Below are 16,869 nucleotides of genomic sequence, written 5' to 3'. Positions count from 1 at the left end.
ACTGCTTGCGTTCGCGCTTCCATGGGGTTCGACGTTGCGTTGATACTCACCTGCGTTTATTGCGCCTATGATGATGGGCTTTATGGTACTAAGCTAAATGTGCCTGTAAACAAAGGATAAGTGTCGCCAGTGCAAGCTGGTGCGCAACTCAGCCCCATGGAGAGTTTATGATCCACGTTCACCATCTGGAAAAGTCCCGTTCGCATCGCATCCTGTGGCTACTTGAAGCCCTGGAACTGGACTACGAATTGGTGGTTTACCAACGCGATGGCAAAACACAGCAAGCGCCCGACGCACTGAAAAAAATCCACCCGTTGGGTAAGTCTCCGGTGATTACCGATGGCGATCTCACTGTGGCTGAGTCAGGAGCGATCATTGATTACCTTGTGCAGCGCTATGGGCAGGGCCGCTGCCAGCCTTCGTCGGATGATATGCGTGCTTGGGTGGATTACCGCTACTGGTTGCATTATGCCGAAGGCTCATTCATGCCGTTGCTGGTGATGCAGCTTGTGTTCAGCCAAATTCCAAAACAGTCCCCCTGGCTGATTAAGCCGCTGGCGAAAGGGATTAGCGATACCGTCAGCAAGCGCTTTTTGACACCGCAGATTAAGCGGCACCTCAACTTTATTAACCAACACTTGTTAGCGGAGGGCAACTTTGGCGGGCCGTGGCCCAGCGGCGCCGATATGCAAATGAGTTTCCCGCTTCAGGCGGTGGCCGCCATCCAATCGCTGGAAAGCTATCCTGCCATAGCGGCTTTTGTGTCACGCATTGAGCAAGACGCCGCTTGGCAGCGAGTGGTAGACCGGGCGGGCCCGCTTACCATGCCGGGTCAGTGACCAGCCGCTATGGACTATTTTGCCTCGTCTGCAGCGCTTCCGGCGGAGCTGATACGCAGTATTGATGGCCACCTGGGGCGTTGGGGGATCGCCTTGCTGCTGGTTTTTCTTCTTTTGGCGCTGCTGGGCAATCTGTTGCTTAAGCGGCGTATGCGGCATAACCGGGCGCTACTCAATTCCAATAAAGAGATGCTGGCGACGATTCTGGATAGCGTCGATGCGTTTATTTATATCAAGTCGCCGTCCTTAGAGTATCAATACGTTAACCATCGCATTAGCGATCTATTCGGCCTGCCGGCCAACAAAATCATTGGCAAGCGCGACGAGGCCTTTTTTGATCCCGGAAGCGCCGCTGAAATTAAGCAGGTTGATCGCAGTGTCTTGGATTCAGGAAAAAAAGTGACGGTAGAAGAGAGCAACGTCTTGCAGGGCGAAAGCCGGGTAAGAACGTTCTTATCGATTAAAATGCCGCTTTCCATGTCGCCCGGCGCTCCCCCTTCCCTGTGCGGTATTTCGACCGAACTGACTGACTACCTCGAAATGCAGTCGCGCACCCACTATTTGGCCTTCTATGACTCGCTAACCGGGCTACCCAATCGGCGGCAACTGATGGACGCCTTAACGGCTGCAATTGAGCACGATGAGTGGGCCGCGTCCTATAGTGCAGTAATGGTGATCGACCTGGATAATTTCCGCTTAGTGAACGATATTCAGGGCCATGAGAGTGGCGATCAGCTATTGATCAGCGTCGCTGAACAGCTACGCCAGCGGCTTGAGCCAGAGGTAACGCTGGCGCGTTTCAGTAGCGATGAGTTTGTGGTGCTAATCAATGATCTGGGCGAGCAACAGACGAACGCTGCACTAAAAGCCGAGCGTGTGGCGCGGCAACTACTGGAGACCATTACGCAGTTAAGAAGCAGTCACTCGTTACCCATCAGTGCCAGTATCGGTATTTCGCTATTTACGGGAGGAGGCGAGCACAGTATGGATAGCGTGCTGCAACAGGCTGATATGGCGTTGCAGCAGGCGAAAAGTGCGGGCGGCAATACGCTGTGCTTTTTTAATACGGATATGCAAACCAGCGTACTGGAAAGGGCCAGTTTAGAGGCCGACCTGCATAAGGCGCTGGAGCGCAACGAACTGGCGCTGCACTACCAAGTGCAGGTCGACCACCAGGGCGTGACTACCGGCGTAGAGGCGTTACTACGTTGGTACCATCCTCTGCGTGGCTGGGTCTCCCCTGCGACCTTTATTCCACTTGCGGAAGAGAATCGGCTGATTGTGCCGATTGGCTATTGGGTGCTGCGGTCAGCTTGCGAGCAGCTAGCCAAATGGTCGCACCAGGCGGCCTACGCGCCGTTAAGTATTTCTGTCAACGTGAGTTCCGTGCAGTTCCAGCAGCCAGAGTTCGTGTGTGATGTCGAGGCGCTGCTAGCCGAAACCCAGGCGCCACCTAGCCGCTTGGTGCTCGAAGTCACCGAAAGCCTGTTGATGCGCGAGCCAATCCGGGTGCGCAATACGATGTTGAAGCTTCGTGCTAAGGGGATTCGCTTTGCGCTGGATGATTTTGGCACCGGTTACTCATCGTTGAGTTACCTAAAGCGCTTACCGCTGGATGAGTTAAAAATTGACCAATCATTTATTCACGAACTGCTCACTGATAAAACAGACGCCGCGATTGTGGATACCACCATTCTGCTGGCAGTGAGTTTAGGCTTAACCGTGGTGGCGGAAGGAGTGGAGAAAAAAGAGCAGCTCGACTGGCTGAGAGGCCACGGCTGTTATCGCTATCAAGGGTATCTATTTGGTCGCCCGACGCCCATTGAGTACCTGTTTGAAAGCTATTAAAAACCCCCTTTCCAGCCAGGTGAAAAGGGGGTTAAACGTGCTGCTAATTAACTACTGTGCTTAACTGAGCTGTACTTAACTGAACAGCGCAAAGCTCTCTGCGTTAAGCCACATATGCACCAAAATGCTGGCAATGTAACCGAGTAAAATAACCGGCGACCAGCGCAAGTGGCCCATAAATGTATAGGAACCCCTGGCTTGGCCCATCACGGCCACACCGGCCGCGGAGCCAATCGATAGCAAACTGCCCCCGACACCCGCGGTTAGGGTAATCAGCAGCCATTGCCCATGGGACATATCCGGCTCCATGGTCAGCACCGCAAACATCACCGGGATGTTGTCCACCACCGCTGAAACAACGCCTAATACAATGTTGGCGGCGGTGGCGTTCCAGCCGGTATACAGCGCTTCCGACAGCAAGCCGAGATAGCCCATAAAACCAAGCCCGCCAACGCACATCACCACCCCGTAGAAGAACAGCAAAGTGTCCCACTCAGCCCGCGCCACGCGGTTAAAGACATCGAACGGCACCACGCCACCCAATTGCTCAAGCTTTTTGTTGTCGCCACGGCGACTATAGCGTTCGCGCTTGCGCTCCAAGGAGCGGGGCAGGCTGCGGCGCAGGTAGTAACCGAAGAACTGCAAGTAGCCCAGGCCGGTCATCATACCTAACACCGGGGGGAGGTGGAGCACAACGTGACACAGCACGGCGGTAACGATGGTCAATAAAAACAGCAGCACAATGCGCCGGGCGCCACGCTTTAGCCACACATCTTCATAAACGCTGGAGGGTTTTTCATCCTTGATAAATAGGCTCATGATGCAGGCGGGAATCATGAAGTTGACCAGGGCGGGGAAGAACAGAATGAAGAACTCCTGGAACTCCACCATGCCCGCTTGCCATACCATTAGAGTGGTAATGTCGCCAAAAGGGCTAAACGCGCCCCCTGCATTGGCAGCCACGACGATATTGATACAAGCCAGGTTAATATAGCGCTGGTCGCCTTCGGCCACTTTGGTTACCACGGCGCACATCAGCAGGGCCGTGGTGAGGTTGTCGGCAATCGGGGACAGTACAAAGGCGAGACCGCCGGTCAGCCAAAACAGTGTCCGGTAGTTGAAGCCCTTGCGCAGCATCCAGGAGCGCAGGGCATCGAAGACGCGGCGCTCTTCCATGGCGTTGATGTAGGTCATGGCCACCAGCAAGAACAGCATCAGCTCGGTGAACTCCAAAAGCGTGACGCGGAAAGCGTACTCAGACGCATCCGACATGCCGTTTTGGACATACACCCAGCCGATGAGGCTCCAGATGATACCGGCGGCCACTAACACCGGCTTAGACTTGCGCATATGGATCTTTTCTTCCGCCATGACTAACGCATAGGCCAAGACGAAAATGGCAACAGCGAAAAAGCCAACGGTAGAGGTGGTTAGGTCTAATTCACCGGTCACGGCAAAAGCGTTGGGGCTTACGCTTAATAGTGAGGCCGCTAACAAAAAAAGCCAGCGACGATATAATCGTGGCTGGCAAGAGGGTTGGCACAACGTAGGCATGTGACGTTCTTCCTCATGGTTAAGTTGTCAGGAGTGGTGTAAAAACGGCCTTATCTTATCAGCCTATATTGCGCCGCAATACCTTATTAAAACGAACGAAAGTAGTTCTTCTTAAGGCAATAGCATCTTTTTTTAGGAAATTAATCTTTTAGGTAATGGTAAATTCCCGCGTATTAGTTTTATAAAAAAGTTAATAGACAACTTATTATTATACTATCGCCGCATAGCATTGTTGAGTAAGTTTCAGAGCATATATCTTTTCCAGCTAATGTTTGGCCTTAAACTATATGTCCGCAGATGTGGTGAAAGTGGAGTATTGGAGTATAAGGGCGAGGGAGGAGCGTGCCCGGCTGAGCGCTGTCGTGTTATGTTGGGCAGCGTCATGCTCTCAGCTTGATCAATAGCCAAAACAGCTGGTGACGATAAAACAAGGCCGATTTACGCTAAGGAATAACACGATGCGCAACCCCTTTTGCTTACTACGCCACGCGCTTGGCGTTTCGGCAGCAATGCTAGCGTTGGTAAGTCTCGCTTTCTCCGTCCATGCTGAAACCCGAGTGACCTATAAATCAGCCGCGGCGGGTACTTCCTACTACCTAATGGGCGTAGAGTTTGCTGAGGCCGTCCGTAAAGGGACGGATGGTGCCATTGTGCTCGCCTCGGAAGAGAGTCAGGGGTCTGTACAAAACGTAATGGAAGTATTGGCTCGCCAAGGCAATTACGTGTTCACCTCACCGTCAGCTTTAATTGAACAGGCTGTGGTCGGGGAAGGGGCTTTTGCAGAGCGCCCGTATCTTCGTTTCCAAGAGATTCGTGGTTTATTTCCGTTGCCTCCTATGACCATGCACTTTGTGCTTGCAGGCGATAAAGGCGACATTGAATTTTCCGCGTTTGAAGGCAAGCATATACTGATTGGTCGAGGCACCTTCAGTGCTCGTGAGGCAACTCGCTACCTAGCGTTGTTTGACCTGGATGATAGCGTCCGAATTGCTGATGCGGCTATTAACAGCGGGCCCGATGCGCTCGAAAACGGCCAGATTGATGGCTTTGTTACCGCAAGTGCCTACCCCTCTCCTGGTGTGATCGAGGCGGCTGGCCGTCTGCCGATCTCTTTAGTCAGCCTGAGCGATGAGCAAATCGAACAAACCGGAGCGTCACGCCAAACAATACCCGGCGGCACTTACCCTGGTGTTAACAACGATGTCCAAACGACGTCGCTCCCTGTGATTGCCTACACCACCACGGCGATGGACGACGAAACTGCCTATACGCTAACCAAAACGTATTGGGAGCACCTCGATGCAATGGCGGAAGAAACTGCGTGGTGGAGCAGTATTACCCCCGATATGGTGGCAAACATGACCGGGACGTTCCACCCAGGAGCGCTGCGTTACTACCAAGAAGCAGGTATCGAGGTGCCTGACGCGCTGCGTTAGCCTTTTTGATTACCTGGTACCTTCGGCGGGCCACTTTCGATGTCAAGTGGCGCGCTCGTCTCCAGACCTACCACCGCCATTAAGGTCAAAAAATCGTAAAGCTTAACGCGATATAAGCCGCATAACCGACGAGCAACGCGGCGCCCTCCCAGCGTGCTAAGCGCATACCGGTATATAGAAAAAGTACCAGTATGCCCGCCGCTCCCAGCATTACCCACTGATCAAACAGAGCCACCCGCGGCGCAAGGGGCAGCGGCTGTAAAAAGGCAGAGATGCCCAGGATGCCAAGCAGGTTGAAAATATTGCTGCCCAAAATATTCCCCACCGCTACATCCGCATGACGGCGTAATGCAGCAATCACCGACACGGCCATCTCCGGCAGTGACGTGCCAACAGCGACGATGGTCAGGCCAATCACCGCTTCGGAAATGCCCATGGCTTGTGCCAATCCAATGGCGCCGTATAAAAGTAGCTGTGACCCGCCAATCAGCATGCCCAAACCAATCACCAGTGCTACGGCGATCATCCAGCCAGTGGTGGGCAGTTTGGTCATTTCCTGCGCTTCTGATGCGTGCATTTCCGCGACAGGAAGGTGTTGGCGGCTTTCGCTAACGTAGGCCCAAATAAGATAACCGACGAGACCCGCTATAAAAATCCCCGCATCAACTCGCCCTAGTGCGCCGCCGAAGGAGAGTCCAATAAACAGCAGGCTGGCGAGTACCACCACCAGGCCATCCCGGCGCAGTGCTAAGGGTTGAACCACCATTGGGCTAATAACGGCGCACATGCCCAAAATCAATAAGACATTGCCGATATTACTGCCCACAATATTGCCAACCGCAATATCAGGCTGCTGATTAATCGCAGCATCAATAGAGACAACCAGTTCCGGGGCCGAGGTGCCAAAACCCACCACTACTAGCCCGGTTAGCAGTGGCGAAACCCCGACTCTTCGCGCGCCCGCCACCGCGCCGCGAATAAGCGATTCTCCACCCAGGGTCAGTAGCACAATACCCGCCAACAAACTAAGTCCGTATAGCATGTTAAACCCTCTTCCAGAGAGCTCGCCAGGCCGCGAATAACGCGGGATTCACCAGGCAAGCCAAAGTACGCCAGGCGGTCAAATTAAGGCTGCCTGGCTCATCGGCAAGATTACGGCTATTTGGGATAATTTGCGCGGTTTCAAAACGGTTATGAGAGGCAGAACAACAAATTAAAAAACATAAAGGCTTTGACCTGCTGCTGACTACGTGGCAGGATGTCCGCAGTTAGTAAGTTAGCAAGCAAGCATGGTTCCAGAAACATTCGAATTCTTTCGGTAGTCTGTAATTGTATTCCTTGTTCTACTCACTATTTATCTGGGTAATACCAGGATTTCTACAATTCGCGACTTGCGAAAAGGATTTAATATCATGGCAACTGGCACAGTTAAGTGGTTCAACGATTCTAAAGGCTTCGGTTTCATTGCTCCTTCTGACGGCAGCGATGACGTTTTTGCTCATTTCTCTGAAATTCAGTCTGATGGCTTCAAAACTCTGCCTGAAGGCGCTAACGTCTCTTTTGACGTTACCCAAGGTCAGAAAGGCCTTCAAGCTTCAAACATCAAGCTGCTTTCTTAATCCTAGCGATTATGTAAGCTCTCGAATCTTCTAGATTCGATGATCGGGCCCCGCTTAGGCGGGGCCCGATGCGTTTGTGTCTATTAAAAGCGATTTTTCCATTTAAATGCACCTCCTCTGTGCTGTAGCCAAGCTGAGATAAGAATGGTTTGCTTAGAGTTATGTTATAATGTATCTTTTTCTGGAGATGCATTATTTCGCAATCGGCAAAAGGAGAGATCGGAGATGACAGCATTGCCACTTAAGAGCACCAGCGCGCTTGTATTGAGTGCTTTGATACTGACGGGTATTCAAGGCGTTAGCGCCGACGATCATGGCCATGAGCATGAGCACGATCATACTCATAACGACCACGACCACGACCACGACCACGACCACGACCACGACCACGACCACGATAGCGATATCTATTCGGGCTATTTTGATGACGACCAGGTTGAGGATCGCGCGCTATCTGACTGGGAGGGTGATTGGCAGTCCGTTTATCCCTACCTGCAAGATGGCACCCTTGACGAAGTGTTTGCGCATAAAGCAGACAATGGTGACAAGACCGCCGAAGAGTATAAAGCGTATTACGATACCGGTTACCAAACGGATGTAGCGCGTATCGTTATTGATGGAAGCGACGTCACTTTCTTTGAAAATGGCCAAGAGCGCACGGGTGAATACCAATACGATGGCTATGAAATTTTAACTTACCAAGCGGGTAACCGGGGTGTGCGGTTCATCTACGCGCTTGAAGAAGCATCTGACGATCTACCCCAATACATCCAATTTAGTGACCACAGTATTTACCCCACCGATGCGCATCACTTCCATCTCTATTGGGGCGATGACCGTGAGGCGCTGTTAGAAGAAGTGACCAACTGGCCGACTTATTACCCATCGGAGCTGAGCGGTGAAGAAATTGTCGAAGAAATGATTGCGCACTAGCGGTTACCGCCTAAGCGAAAAACATCTTTTGATGTGTACGAATGACTACAAAGCGCTGGCCGAGATGCCAGCGCTTTGCTTTATTAGTACAGGGTAAACAGCTTCGTGGACATGTGCTAACTTTTCCCGGTTCGGATTTAACCAGCATCAAGAGGTGTCACTATGCGCTTATCGTCTCTCTTTCTGTGTATCGGGTTTTTGCTATCAAGTAGCTTTGCTACCGCGGATGATTCGTGTGCTAGCGCCAATACGCAAACCGAGCTAAACCAGTGCACGGCACAGGCCTATCAAGCGGCGGATGACGAGCTCAACGCGGTTTACCAAACCGTTGTTAGCCGTCTGGAGGACAATTCAGCGTCACTCGAGAAGCTCAGAGCGGCGCAGCGGGCGTGGATCGGCTTTCGTGATGCTGAGTGCGCATTTGAAAGCAGCGCTGTGGAAGGCGGTAGCGCCCAACCCATGGTGCGTAACGGCTGTCTGGAAACGCTGACAGCGGAACGTACTGAGCAACTACGTGAGCATGCTAGTTGCGAAGAGGGCGATCTCAGCTGCTCTCGGTAAACGGCGGTCAATCGCTTGAGTGCAAACCGTTGCCCCGAGGTGCAGGTGTCATCCGTGCTCGTTCAGCCGAGCAATGGCGCCGTACCCACCGCTTATATTATTACCACCGCTGCCATGCTCTTCACGGCCTACAGTTACGGCATTATGGCGCGTACTTATCCGGTAGCAGGTTCTGCCTATACCTACGCCCGCAGAGCCATCGACTCCCGGGTCGGCTTTATGGTGGGTTGGAGCGTGCTGCTGGATTATTTCTTCCTGCCCATGGTGATCTGGTTGATCGGCGCTGCTTACTTGAATGCGCGCTTTCCTGACGTGCCAAGCTGGATATTCCTGCTCGGCTTCATTGGTATCACCACCTTCTTGAATATCTACGGCATCAAGCTCGCGTCCAAAGTGAACTCATTGCTGATGGTGTTCCAGATATTGGTGATCGCTTTCTTCGTGCTGCTGTCGGTTCGTCATGTATTTGCGACCGGCGGCAGCGACGCACTTTTTAGCCTGGGGCCGTTCTTGGGGGAGGATGCTGGTTTTACCGCGATTGCCGCGGGCGCAGCGGTGGCCGCTTACTCTTTTCTTGGCTTCGACGCTGTCACCACCCTGACCGAAGAAACCATCGACCCGAAGCGCAATATCCCTAAGGCCATTATGCTCACCGCTCTGATCGGCGGCGGTATTTACGTACTCGTGGGCTACACCACCCAGCTGGTGCATCCTGGCAGCAGTTTCGTAAATTCAGACTCCGCCGCCTTTGAGATTGCCACGACCATCGGTGCGGATCTTTTCGGCGCTATCTTCCTGGCCGGCATGGTGCTCGCCCAGTTCACGTCTGGCTTGGCCGCTCAAGCCAGTGCCTCTCGGCTGCTGTTTGCCATGGGGCGGGATGCGGTATTGCCGCCTAAGCTGTTCGGAGCGCTGCACGCACGCTTCCACACGCCAGTGTTCAACATCGTCCTCACGGGTGCTATCGGCATCATTGCCTTGTTCCTTGATGTGTTATCTGCCGCCTCGTTTATCAACTTCGGTGCCTTTATCGCCTTCACGATGGTGAACCTGTCAGTGATCTTTCTGGTCAGCAAAGACGCCGATGCAAGGCGCCAGTATGGAGTGATTAGAGGGATGTTAGTGCCGCTCATCGGTGCCCTGGTTAACCTTTGGCTGATGAGTAAGCTGGATATCAACGCCTTTATTCTGGGCCTGATCTGGCTTTCAATCGGTCTCGCCCAACTGGCCTACCTGACCCGCTTTTTCCGTCGCGAGCCGCCGGAAGTGGCCTTTGATGAATCAGAGCCCGAGTCAGCGCCCGCCTCGGTAAAAGCGCCCCTTTAAACGGAGATCCACTATGTCCAGAAATTTGCCTGTCCTTGTGGTGCAGGAAGCCTCGCGGCCGCACGGCATTGACTCCGAACTGCTGGACTTCGAGGCCGCGCTGGCGGTGCACCTGAGCGACTTCGGTGCCGATTTTGAACAGCCAAGGATGGTGGTTTATCCAGAGCTCCATTTATGCGGGGCCACGGGTACGCCTCAGCAGCGCAGGGAGCAACTGGAAGCCGCGGCTGAACCGATCGATGGCCCTCGCCATCAGCACTTATCACGTATCGCCCGCAACCTGGGAGTATGGCTGCTGCCCGGCACGGTATGTGAACGGGGTGAGGACGGGCATCTGTACAACACCGCGCCAGTGTATTCGCCTGAAGGTGAGCGAGTGGCTGCCTACCGTAAGTGTTTACCCTGGCGGCCTTACGAGCCCTATCAACCGGGAGATCGCTTTGAAGTGTTCGAGGTGCCAGGCATAGGTCGGGTTGGCCTGGCCATCTGCTACGACATCTGGTTCCCCGAGACGGTACGTCAGCTAGCGTGGCTGGGGGCGGAGGTGATCATCAACCAGGTGGCTACCACCACCTGCGACCGCGCCCAGGAGCAAATCCTTGTGCAGGCCAATGCTATTTTCAACCAGGTGTATATGGTGAGCGCTAATTCGGCCGCGCCTGCGGGGGAAGGTCAGAGTTTGATCGTCGACCCCGAGGGTCGCATCCGCGCGCGGATGTCCGGCGCTACTCCGGGCATTCTCACCGATGTACTCAACCTGGATGAGGTCGTGCGTGTACGTACCTTCGGCACTGCAGGGTTGAACCGTATGTGGTCTCAGTTTCGAGACGATGACCCTGTGCTGGAATTACCCATGTACGAAGGGCGCATTGATCCGCGAAAGTGGAGTAAAAAGCGTTAATCAGCCTACCACCATCACTGGAGAAAAAGGCGATATGGACACGGCTCCAGCACCCGATCCAATCGGCATGCCCGGTGCTCTGCAGCTCGTCGATCAGCATACTGTGGATTACGCGATCCGCGTTAACTTGCTGGTCTCGCCCGTCCGCGATCATGTACTGTTGCATGTCGACCTAGACCGGAGAACACCATGCCTTCCCCCCTCGTGACCACCGACTGGCTGCAGGACAATCTGGATAACGAACATTTGGTACTGATCGACGCTAGCATGGCCAATGTCGTTGGCAAGGAGCCGATTGTTTATGACCGTCCGATGTTGATCCCGGGAAGTTTCCGGATCGACCTGGAAGGAGCGCTTTGCGATACCGGAGCTTCCCAAGCTCACGCCTTCCCGACGGAAGAGCAGTTCACGGCGGAGGCCCGTAGATTGGGCATCGAGCCCGAGAGCTTGGTGGTGTTGTACGACAACCAGGGTATCTACTCGGCACCACGAGCCTGGTGGATTCTGCGGGCTATGGGCCTCAAACAGGTGTTTGTTCTAGATGGCGGCCTGCCGCAGTGGTTGGCCGAAGGGCGGGACATCGATTCTGCTTCGGTGGCAGATGCGGCCAAGCATGGCAGCGTGGTTGGCAAGCTCGATCACACCCTGGTTCGAGATTCTGCCTACGTTTTCCAGCATCTGGAGGACGAGCGAGTAACGGTCGTCGATGCGCGATCACAGGCACGTTTCCTGGCGCAAGCGCCAGAACCCAGGCCTGGTGTGCGCGGTGGTCACATCCCCAATTCCCTCAACCTGCCGTTTACAGAGGTGCTAGAGGGTCATCGGTTCAAGCCAGCCAGCCAACTGGCGTCAACGTTTGCCCACCTCGCTCCCTCCCTTCAGCCCAGCAACGGACACCAACTGGTGTTTTCCTGTGGTTCCGGCATCACCGCCTGCATCATCCTACTGGCGGCCGAGCTGGCCGGGTATACTCAGCTGTCGCTGTACGACGGTTCCTGGGCCGACTGGGGCAGCAGTGAGTCATTGCCGGTGGCGTAGCGGACATCATCTCGCTACAAGAGGAATTGGCAGTTCCTAACAATCACAGGCACGGCGATGTCTACTCTATTGCGGCTTCGCCTCCATTACAAGGTCACCGCTAAGCTCAGTGCTAGGCGCTTTCTGGTCGACGTAGTAGCTCCATGTCAGCTACAGAAATCGCTATAACCACTGTAGTCTGGAACATTCTCTCCCAGATTGCGGGTTGGGTATCGCCTGGCGGTATTACTAAAGCAGTTCGATAAGAATATCAGCAACGTGTCGAACGACAGGATCCTTCTCATGGCGCAGATGCCATGCCAAGTGCAGGGTAAAGCCGGGTACCGGCACCGGGGGCGGTAAAGATATCAGGGTTGTGAAGTCAGTTACGACACGGGAAGGCAGCATGGCGATCATATCGGATCCCTGCAACAGCGCTGGCACCATCTGGAAGTTGGGCACCACCGCACCAACCCGACGTGAGTTGCCTAGCTTGGCCAACTCCGAATCCAGCGACGTCCGTTTGTCGCCACGCCCGGAGACGATGATGTGAGGGTATTCCAACCAGGCATTCAGATTGAAATCGGCGGCGACAGGATGCCCGGCACGCATGGCGACGACATAGTGTTCAACAAACACCTCTTCACGATGCAATTTTTCCTCGGCAGACGAGAAAACAGAGATAGCAACATCGGTGGCCCCGTCGAGTAGTGCCTGACGTGCGGCCTCGGCGCCATGCCAGGGCTGGATCACTATATCGACGCCAGGAGCTGAACGCTGCAGCTCCTGCTGCAAGGGCGCAGTTACGAACACCGCCGGATAGTCTGCCATGGCGATCCGCACTGTTTTGCGTATTTCAGCCAGCGGCACCCTGGGCGGATCGACAAGATTAATCACCTCCGCAAGTAGTGATTTCAGCGGTGCACGCAGCGCCTCGGCCTTTGGCGTTAGCCGCATCGTGCCGCGACCGCGCTCCAACAACTCATCTCTGAAAAGGTAACGGCAGCGTTGCAGTGCGGCGGAGGCGGCAGGCTGTGACAGGCCTAGCTTATCGGCAGCATGGCTGACATGCGCCTCATCCAGAAGCGCATCAAGGACAACGAGCAGGTTGAGGTCGAGTGAGCGAAGATTCATGAAACAAATAATAGAACATATTATTAATCGATTGGAGTAATTTTGGTCGTGGGTGCATCGTTTCCGTGCAGTTACCTAAAGGAGGCGAAACCCCATGACTAAGACGCTCATTCTTCTGTTCCACCCCGACCTTGCGCATTCGAAGGCCAACGCTGCGCTAGCTGCGGCAGCGGCCAAGCTACCCGGTGTAGAGGTCGTCGATATGCAAGCCATCTACCCCGATGGCATCGATCTATCCAAAGACGGCGAGCGCGAGGCCCTGCGGCTGCTTGAATGTGACCGTATCGTGCTGCAGTTCCCGATTCAGTGGTACTCCACGCCGCTGCTGCTAAAAGCCTGGCAGGATGCCGTGCTGACGCGGATGTTCTACATCGCCTACGAGTCGGAAGGGCGTATGTTGGAAGGCACGCCGCTCATGGTGGCTGCAACGGCCGGTAATGTACCAGGCGCCTACCGTCCCGGCGGGTGCAACATGTTCACAATGAATGCACTCTTTGCTCCGCTGCAGGCCACTGCGCATCGCTGTGGTCTGCCATGGGCAGAGCCTTTTGTTCTCTATCAGGCCGACAAGCTGTCCGCGGAAGCACTTGATGCCGCTGCTGTTGAGTATGCCGCCACACTCAAGCGCTGGATCGTAAGCAGTACAGCGCTCGGGGTGAAGGAGCTTGAGCTAAGGAGAGCAGCCCAATGAATTACACCAGACGCGATATCCTGCGTATGGCAAGCGGCCTCGCTGCAAGCACATTCGCAACCTCCATCCTGAGCTTCGAAGCGTTCGCCAAGAGTGGCAGCAGCCCCGGCCCCGTCCCTGGCTGCTCGATGACCTTATGATTGAATTCCCCATGATCCACCCCAGCGTCACCGGGCGGCAAAACCGCTTCGCCTATGTGGTGGTTTTCCCCGACGCGCGCCGGTACGGTATCGTCAAATATGACATGGAGTAAGACCGGCGCTGGGTGCTTGACCTTCCCGCAGGTGTCTATGTGGCCGAGCCCTGCTTCGTTCCCGATCCACAGGGGCGCGGCGAAGATAACGGATGGTTATTAGCCTTTGTCACTGACCTGCGTCGTAAGGCCATAGTCATTTGCTACTTGGTGGACATCACCCATAGCAGTTCCTGCTTTTTTGGCGAGTTGGAAATGGAAAGCTCACGCTTACTATACTCAGCCGACTTAAGCATCCTGTGCTAGGCTAAATTTGGATATACAGCCTAATACCTGTGATGTGCGAGGAGTATGGATGAGCCCCACAGTATTCCGAGAAAAAGGATACCGTTTCTTTTTCTTCTCGCGAGAGGAGTCTCGCATCCATGTTCATGTAGTATCAGGTGATGGCGAGGCGAAATTTTGGCTTGAACCAGATCTTGAGCTGGCCAAAAATTACGGATACAACCGGCAGCAATTGAAAGAAATCGAATCATTGGTGGAGGATCACCGGGATGAGCTTGTCAGCGCTTGGAAACAACACTTCGGAAGTTGAGGTGACGAACATTTCTGCGCATGGGGTGTGGCTTTTGGCGCACGATCGTGAGTTTTTCATGCCCTATAACAGTTTCCCCTGGTTTAAGGAGCAGCCGGTTAGCGCGATTGTGAATGTTGAGGAACAATCCCCAGGCCACTTTTATTGGCCCGACCTTGATGTCGACTTGACAGAAGAAATCATCGAGCATCCTGAGAGATTTCCAAACGTCGCCCACAGCACGTAAGCATCGTAGACACGGTGAGGTCTTTTCCATTGCGACTCCGCCTCCATTCCGTAACCGTGCATGCTGAATGCCGCGCACGTTGCCGAAAATGATATGCCCCGTAAGCACAAGTGGCCGATAAACCGTCAGAATGGTTAGGACGACAATTTGACTAATCCTGCTTGATGAAGATATTTAGAAAAAAGGCTGACCATAAAGCTGACCACGCTATGCCAAAACCAGCCCTTCTCAGCCCACAGACACAAAAAAAGCACCCGTAGGTGCTTGATTTGTATAGTAAGGTGGTGGAGGCGGCGGGAATTGAACCCGCTTCCTCTTTTTTAATATCAATCACTTAAGGTAACTGTTGACTAATTCCTGACTATGATTTGCAGGAGATCAATAACCACCTGTGTTACGACTACTCAATATGTTGATGGCTTCAGCTATGGCTACTTGAAGTTCACCGCATGTTTTTGCATTGGTGGCATCAACAACAGGGCCCACTAAATTCACTCCAACGCATTTAGCTTGAAATATATCCATACTTACAATGGTATAGGCTTTGGCAGTAGGGTTAACTTCATCACTAGAAGCCCCATTGAAAAGGTCTTGCTTACATACAAGACTTGCTTGCAGGTCAGCATCAGCAATAGCTAGCGATAGTGCTCGGACTACAAATCCTTCTTCAGACATTGGTGTATCGATTGTCATACAGTGCTCTCCTATTTTTGGTGTCTGCTTAATAAATGGAGGCAAATCTAACCGCTTTCAAGAGTAGGTGCTAAGTTTTATTGTGTACTTTTCATTTGCCAGCATACCTGCATTGCTATTAGTCGTCGGTATCCACCCCGCATAGATCCTAGCCGTAGTCACAACACTAGTATGCCCCATCTGCTTAGATACCCAAGCCAGCGGCTCGCCTGCACTGACCATCATTGATGCGTAGGTGTGGCGGGTCTGATAAGGGCGGCGGTACCGGACGCCAGCGCGTTTAAGGGCATAGATCCACATAGTCTTACGAATGGCTTGGTCGCCTGTCCATGGCTCTCCGTTGCGTGGGTTAAGGAATATCCGGCCACTGAGGTGAAGGTAGCTCATGGCTTTTTGTGCTTTGAGTGCTTCTATCGCTCTGGGTAGCAGGTCGATCGTGCGGGTGCCCGCGGTGGTTTTCGTTGTTTCTGCCTCTCCCTTTGAGGCCTGGGTAATCGCCCGGGTGATCCTGCAGCGCTTTTGTCGCCAGTCGATATCGCCCCATTCAAGAGCTACCAGTTCTGAAGTGCGCAGCCCAGTCCAGAAGGCGAACTGAATCAGTGGCACACCATCTTTTGGAAGTGCCGCCAGGATCGCGGATTGTTCTTCAGCGCTGAATGGATCGATATCATCGACTTCCTTTGGTGGCTCAATCTTTCGGTAGTGCCAGCCTGCCAGCGGGTTATGCTGAATCAGTTCGTCGTGCATGGCATCATCCAGCGCAGCGCGTAGTGGGCTGATGATGTTGGCAATTCGCTTGTTTGAGCAGGTGAGAGTGGCCGCCCAATCTCGCACGTGGCCACGTTTAATTTCTTGAAGCATCAGGTGGCCAAATTGAGGTATCAACTGGCCTTCGATCGTTTTTCGGTAATCCTTATAGGTGCTGGCTTTTATGGTCGGCTGTTTGGCTTTAAGCCAATTGCGCAGGTAGTTATCCAGCCGATCCTTACGGAGAAACTTTCTGGCGTTTTTGCTGCGCGGGAAGGTCACTTGATAATCGAAGGTACCGGCGTCGATCGCTGACATGATAGCGGCGCGATGCTGCGCCGCTTTTTTTAAGTTAGCGGGGGTGGGCTTGAGCTTGAGCCGTTCGCGGCAACGGACGCCTTTATAGATGAAGTCGATGCTGATGCTACTCGCAGACCCGATCCTGACCCCTTCGTAGTGACTCCCTTGGTTACCCACTGCGCGTATCCCTCCAATGACATTAAAATTCGCCCATCAGGGGCTTTGAAAAATTGCTCATCCTGGCGCCAGTCGCCGC

The 16,869-nt window shown here is 53.7% G+C and carries 18 protein-coding genes and 1 pseudogene; 14 read left to right on the top strand and 5 right to left on the bottom strand.

Annotated features, from left to right (window positions below; translation table 11 throughout):
* Window positions 1-167: 167 nt before the first annotated feature.
* Together ACT3UM_RS02605 and ACT3UM_RS02600 are read left to right on the top strand one after the other, a co-directional pair.
* On the top strand, window positions 168-839 hold the full coding sequence (locus ACT3UM_RS02605) for a glutathione S-transferase (protein ID WP_498895890.1): 672 nt from the start codon (window positions 168-170) through the stop codon (window positions 837-839).
* A 9-nt stretch (window positions 840-848) separates the two neighbouring features.
* A complete protein-coding gene (locus ACT3UM_RS02600; RefSeq protein WP_498895888.1) occupies window positions 849-2,687 on the top strand; it encodes a sensor domain-containing protein in 1,839 nt (612 codons plus the stop codon).
* 75 nt (window positions 2,688-2,762) lie between these two features.
* Here the strand turns inward: ACT3UM_RS02600 and nhaD are convergent, their stop codons facing one another.
* Window positions 2,763-4,241, bottom strand: coding sequence for a sodium:proton antiporter NhaD (gene nhaD / locus ACT3UM_RS02595; RefSeq protein WP_498895886.1), 1,479 nt, complete (start codon window positions 4,239-4,241; stop codon window positions 2,763-2,765).
* A 458-nt stretch (window positions 4,242-4,699) separates the two neighbouring features.
* On the opposite strand from nhaD, the gene ACT3UM_RS02590 reads away from it, so the two are divergent.
* Window positions 4,700-5,677 carry a TAXI family TRAP transporter solute-binding subunit gene (locus ACT3UM_RS02590; protein WP_498895884.1) on the top strand — a complete coding sequence of 326 codons (978 nt, stop codon included), beginning with the start codon at window positions 4,700-4,702 and terminating at the stop codon, window positions 5,675-5,677.
* A gap of 85 nt (window positions 5,678-5,762) precedes the next feature.
* Here ACT3UM_RS02590 and ACT3UM_RS02585 read toward each other — a convergent pair whose 3' ends face one another.
* Entirely contained in the window at window positions 5,763-6,719 is a 957-nt protein-coding gene (locus ACT3UM_RS02585; RefSeq protein WP_498895882.1) for a calcium/sodium antiporter, read from the bottom strand.
* 370 nt (window positions 6,720-7,089) lie between these two features.
* On the opposite strand from ACT3UM_RS02585, the gene ACT3UM_RS02580 reads away from it, so the two are divergent.
* From ACT3UM_RS02580 to ACT3UM_RS02555, 6 genes are all read left to right on the top strand, one after another.
* Complete coding sequence (locus tag ACT3UM_RS02580; protein ID WP_007111857.1) at window positions 7,090-7,296, top strand: cold-shock protein; 207 nt, start codon at window positions 7,090-7,092, stop codon at window positions 7,294-7,296.
* Window positions 7,297-7,521: 225 nt separating this feature from the next.
* Window positions 7,522-8,229, top strand: a complete 708-nt coding sequence (locus ACT3UM_RS02575) for a metal-binding protein ZinT (protein WP_498895880.1) — start codon at window positions 7,522-7,524, stop codon at window positions 8,227-8,229.
* A gap of 162 nt (window positions 8,230-8,391) precedes the next feature.
* Window positions 8,392-8,790, top strand: coding sequence for a lysozyme inhibitor LprI family protein (locus ACT3UM_RS02570; protein ID WP_498895878.1), 399 nt, complete (start codon window positions 8,392-8,394; stop codon window positions 8,788-8,790).
* A gap of 54 nt (window positions 8,791-8,844) precedes the next feature.
* Entirely contained in the window at window positions 8,845-10,116 is a 1,272-nt protein-coding gene (locus ACT3UM_RS02565) for an APC family permease (protein WP_498895876.1), read from the top strand.
* A gap of 13 nt (window positions 10,117-10,129) precedes the next feature.
* Complete coding sequence (locus tag ACT3UM_RS02560; RefSeq protein ID WP_498895874.1) at window positions 10,130-11,017, top strand: carbon-nitrogen hydrolase family protein; 888 nt, start codon at window positions 10,130-10,132, stop codon at window positions 11,015-11,017.
* A gap of 189 nt (window positions 11,018-11,206) precedes the next feature.
* Window positions 11,207-12,055: a sulfurtransferase gene (locus ACT3UM_RS02555; protein ID WP_498895872.1), complete on the top strand. Its 849-nt coding sequence runs from the start codon at window positions 11,207-11,209 to the stop codon at window positions 12,053-12,055.
* A gap of 228 nt (window positions 12,056-12,283) precedes the next feature.
* On the opposite strand, the gene ACT3UM_RS02550 is transcribed toward ACT3UM_RS02555, so the two are convergent.
* A complete protein-coding gene (locus tag ACT3UM_RS02550; protein WP_498895870.1) occupies window positions 12,284-13,168 on the bottom strand; it encodes a LysR family transcriptional regulator in 885 nt (294 codons plus the stop codon).
* 94 nt (window positions 13,169-13,262) lie between these two features.
* On the opposite strand from ACT3UM_RS02550, the gene ACT3UM_RS02545 reads away from it, so the two are divergent.
* From ACT3UM_RS02545 to ACT3UM_RS02525, 5 genes and pseudogenes are all read left to right on the top strand, one after another.
* Complete coding sequence (locus ACT3UM_RS02545; RefSeq protein WP_498895868.1) at window positions 13,263-13,859, top strand: NAD(P)H-dependent oxidoreductase; 597 nt, start codon at window positions 13,263-13,265, stop codon at window positions 13,857-13,859.
* Entirely contained in the window at window positions 13,856-13,999 is a 144-nt protein-coding gene (locus ACT3UM_RS02540) for a hypothetical protein (protein WP_498895866.1), read from the top strand. Before ACT3UM_RS02545 ends, ACT3UM_RS02540 begins: the two co-directional genes overlap by 4 nt.
* Window positions 13,981-14,358, top strand: a pseudogene (locus ACT3UM_RS02535) (carotenoid oxygenase family protein). The gene ACT3UM_RS02540 and the pseudogene ACT3UM_RS02535 overlap by 19 nt, the downstream one beginning before the upstream one ends.
* A 49-nt stretch (window positions 14,359-14,407) precedes the next feature.
* On the top strand, window positions 14,408-14,647 hold the full coding sequence (locus tag ACT3UM_RS02530; RefSeq protein WP_498895864.1) for a DUF4160 domain-containing protein: 240 nt from the start codon (window positions 14,408-14,410) through the stop codon (window positions 14,645-14,647).
* On the top strand, window positions 14,607-14,873 hold the full coding sequence (locus ACT3UM_RS02525) for a DUF2442 domain-containing protein (protein ID WP_498895862.1): 267 nt from the start codon (window positions 14,607-14,609) through the stop codon (window positions 14,871-14,873). Before ACT3UM_RS02530 ends, ACT3UM_RS02525 begins: the two co-directional genes overlap by 41 nt.
* A 378-nt stretch (window positions 14,874-15,251) precedes the next feature.
* Here ACT3UM_RS02525 and ACT3UM_RS02520 read toward each other — a convergent pair whose 3' ends face one another.
* Both ACT3UM_RS02520 and ACT3UM_RS02515 read right to left on the bottom strand, forming a co-directional pair.
* Complete coding sequence (locus ACT3UM_RS02520; protein ID WP_498895860.1) at window positions 15,252-15,566, bottom strand: hypothetical protein; 315 nt, start codon at window positions 15,564-15,566, stop codon at window positions 15,252-15,254.
* Window positions 15,567-15,623: 57 nt separating this feature from the next.
* Window positions 15,624-16,790, bottom strand: coding sequence for a site-specific integrase (locus ACT3UM_RS02515; RefSeq protein WP_498895859.1), 1,167 nt, complete (start codon window positions 16,788-16,790; stop codon window positions 15,624-15,626).
* Between the last annotated feature and the right edge of the window lie 79 nt (window positions 16,791-16,869).

Origin of the sequence: Halomonas sp. AOP13-D3-9 (genome assembly GCF_052379125.1) — a bacterium.
GTDB lineage: Bacteria > Pseudomonadota > Gammaproteobacteria > Pseudomonadales > Halomonadaceae > Vreelandella.
This window is presented reverse-complemented; position numbering and strand designations above follow the sequence as displayed.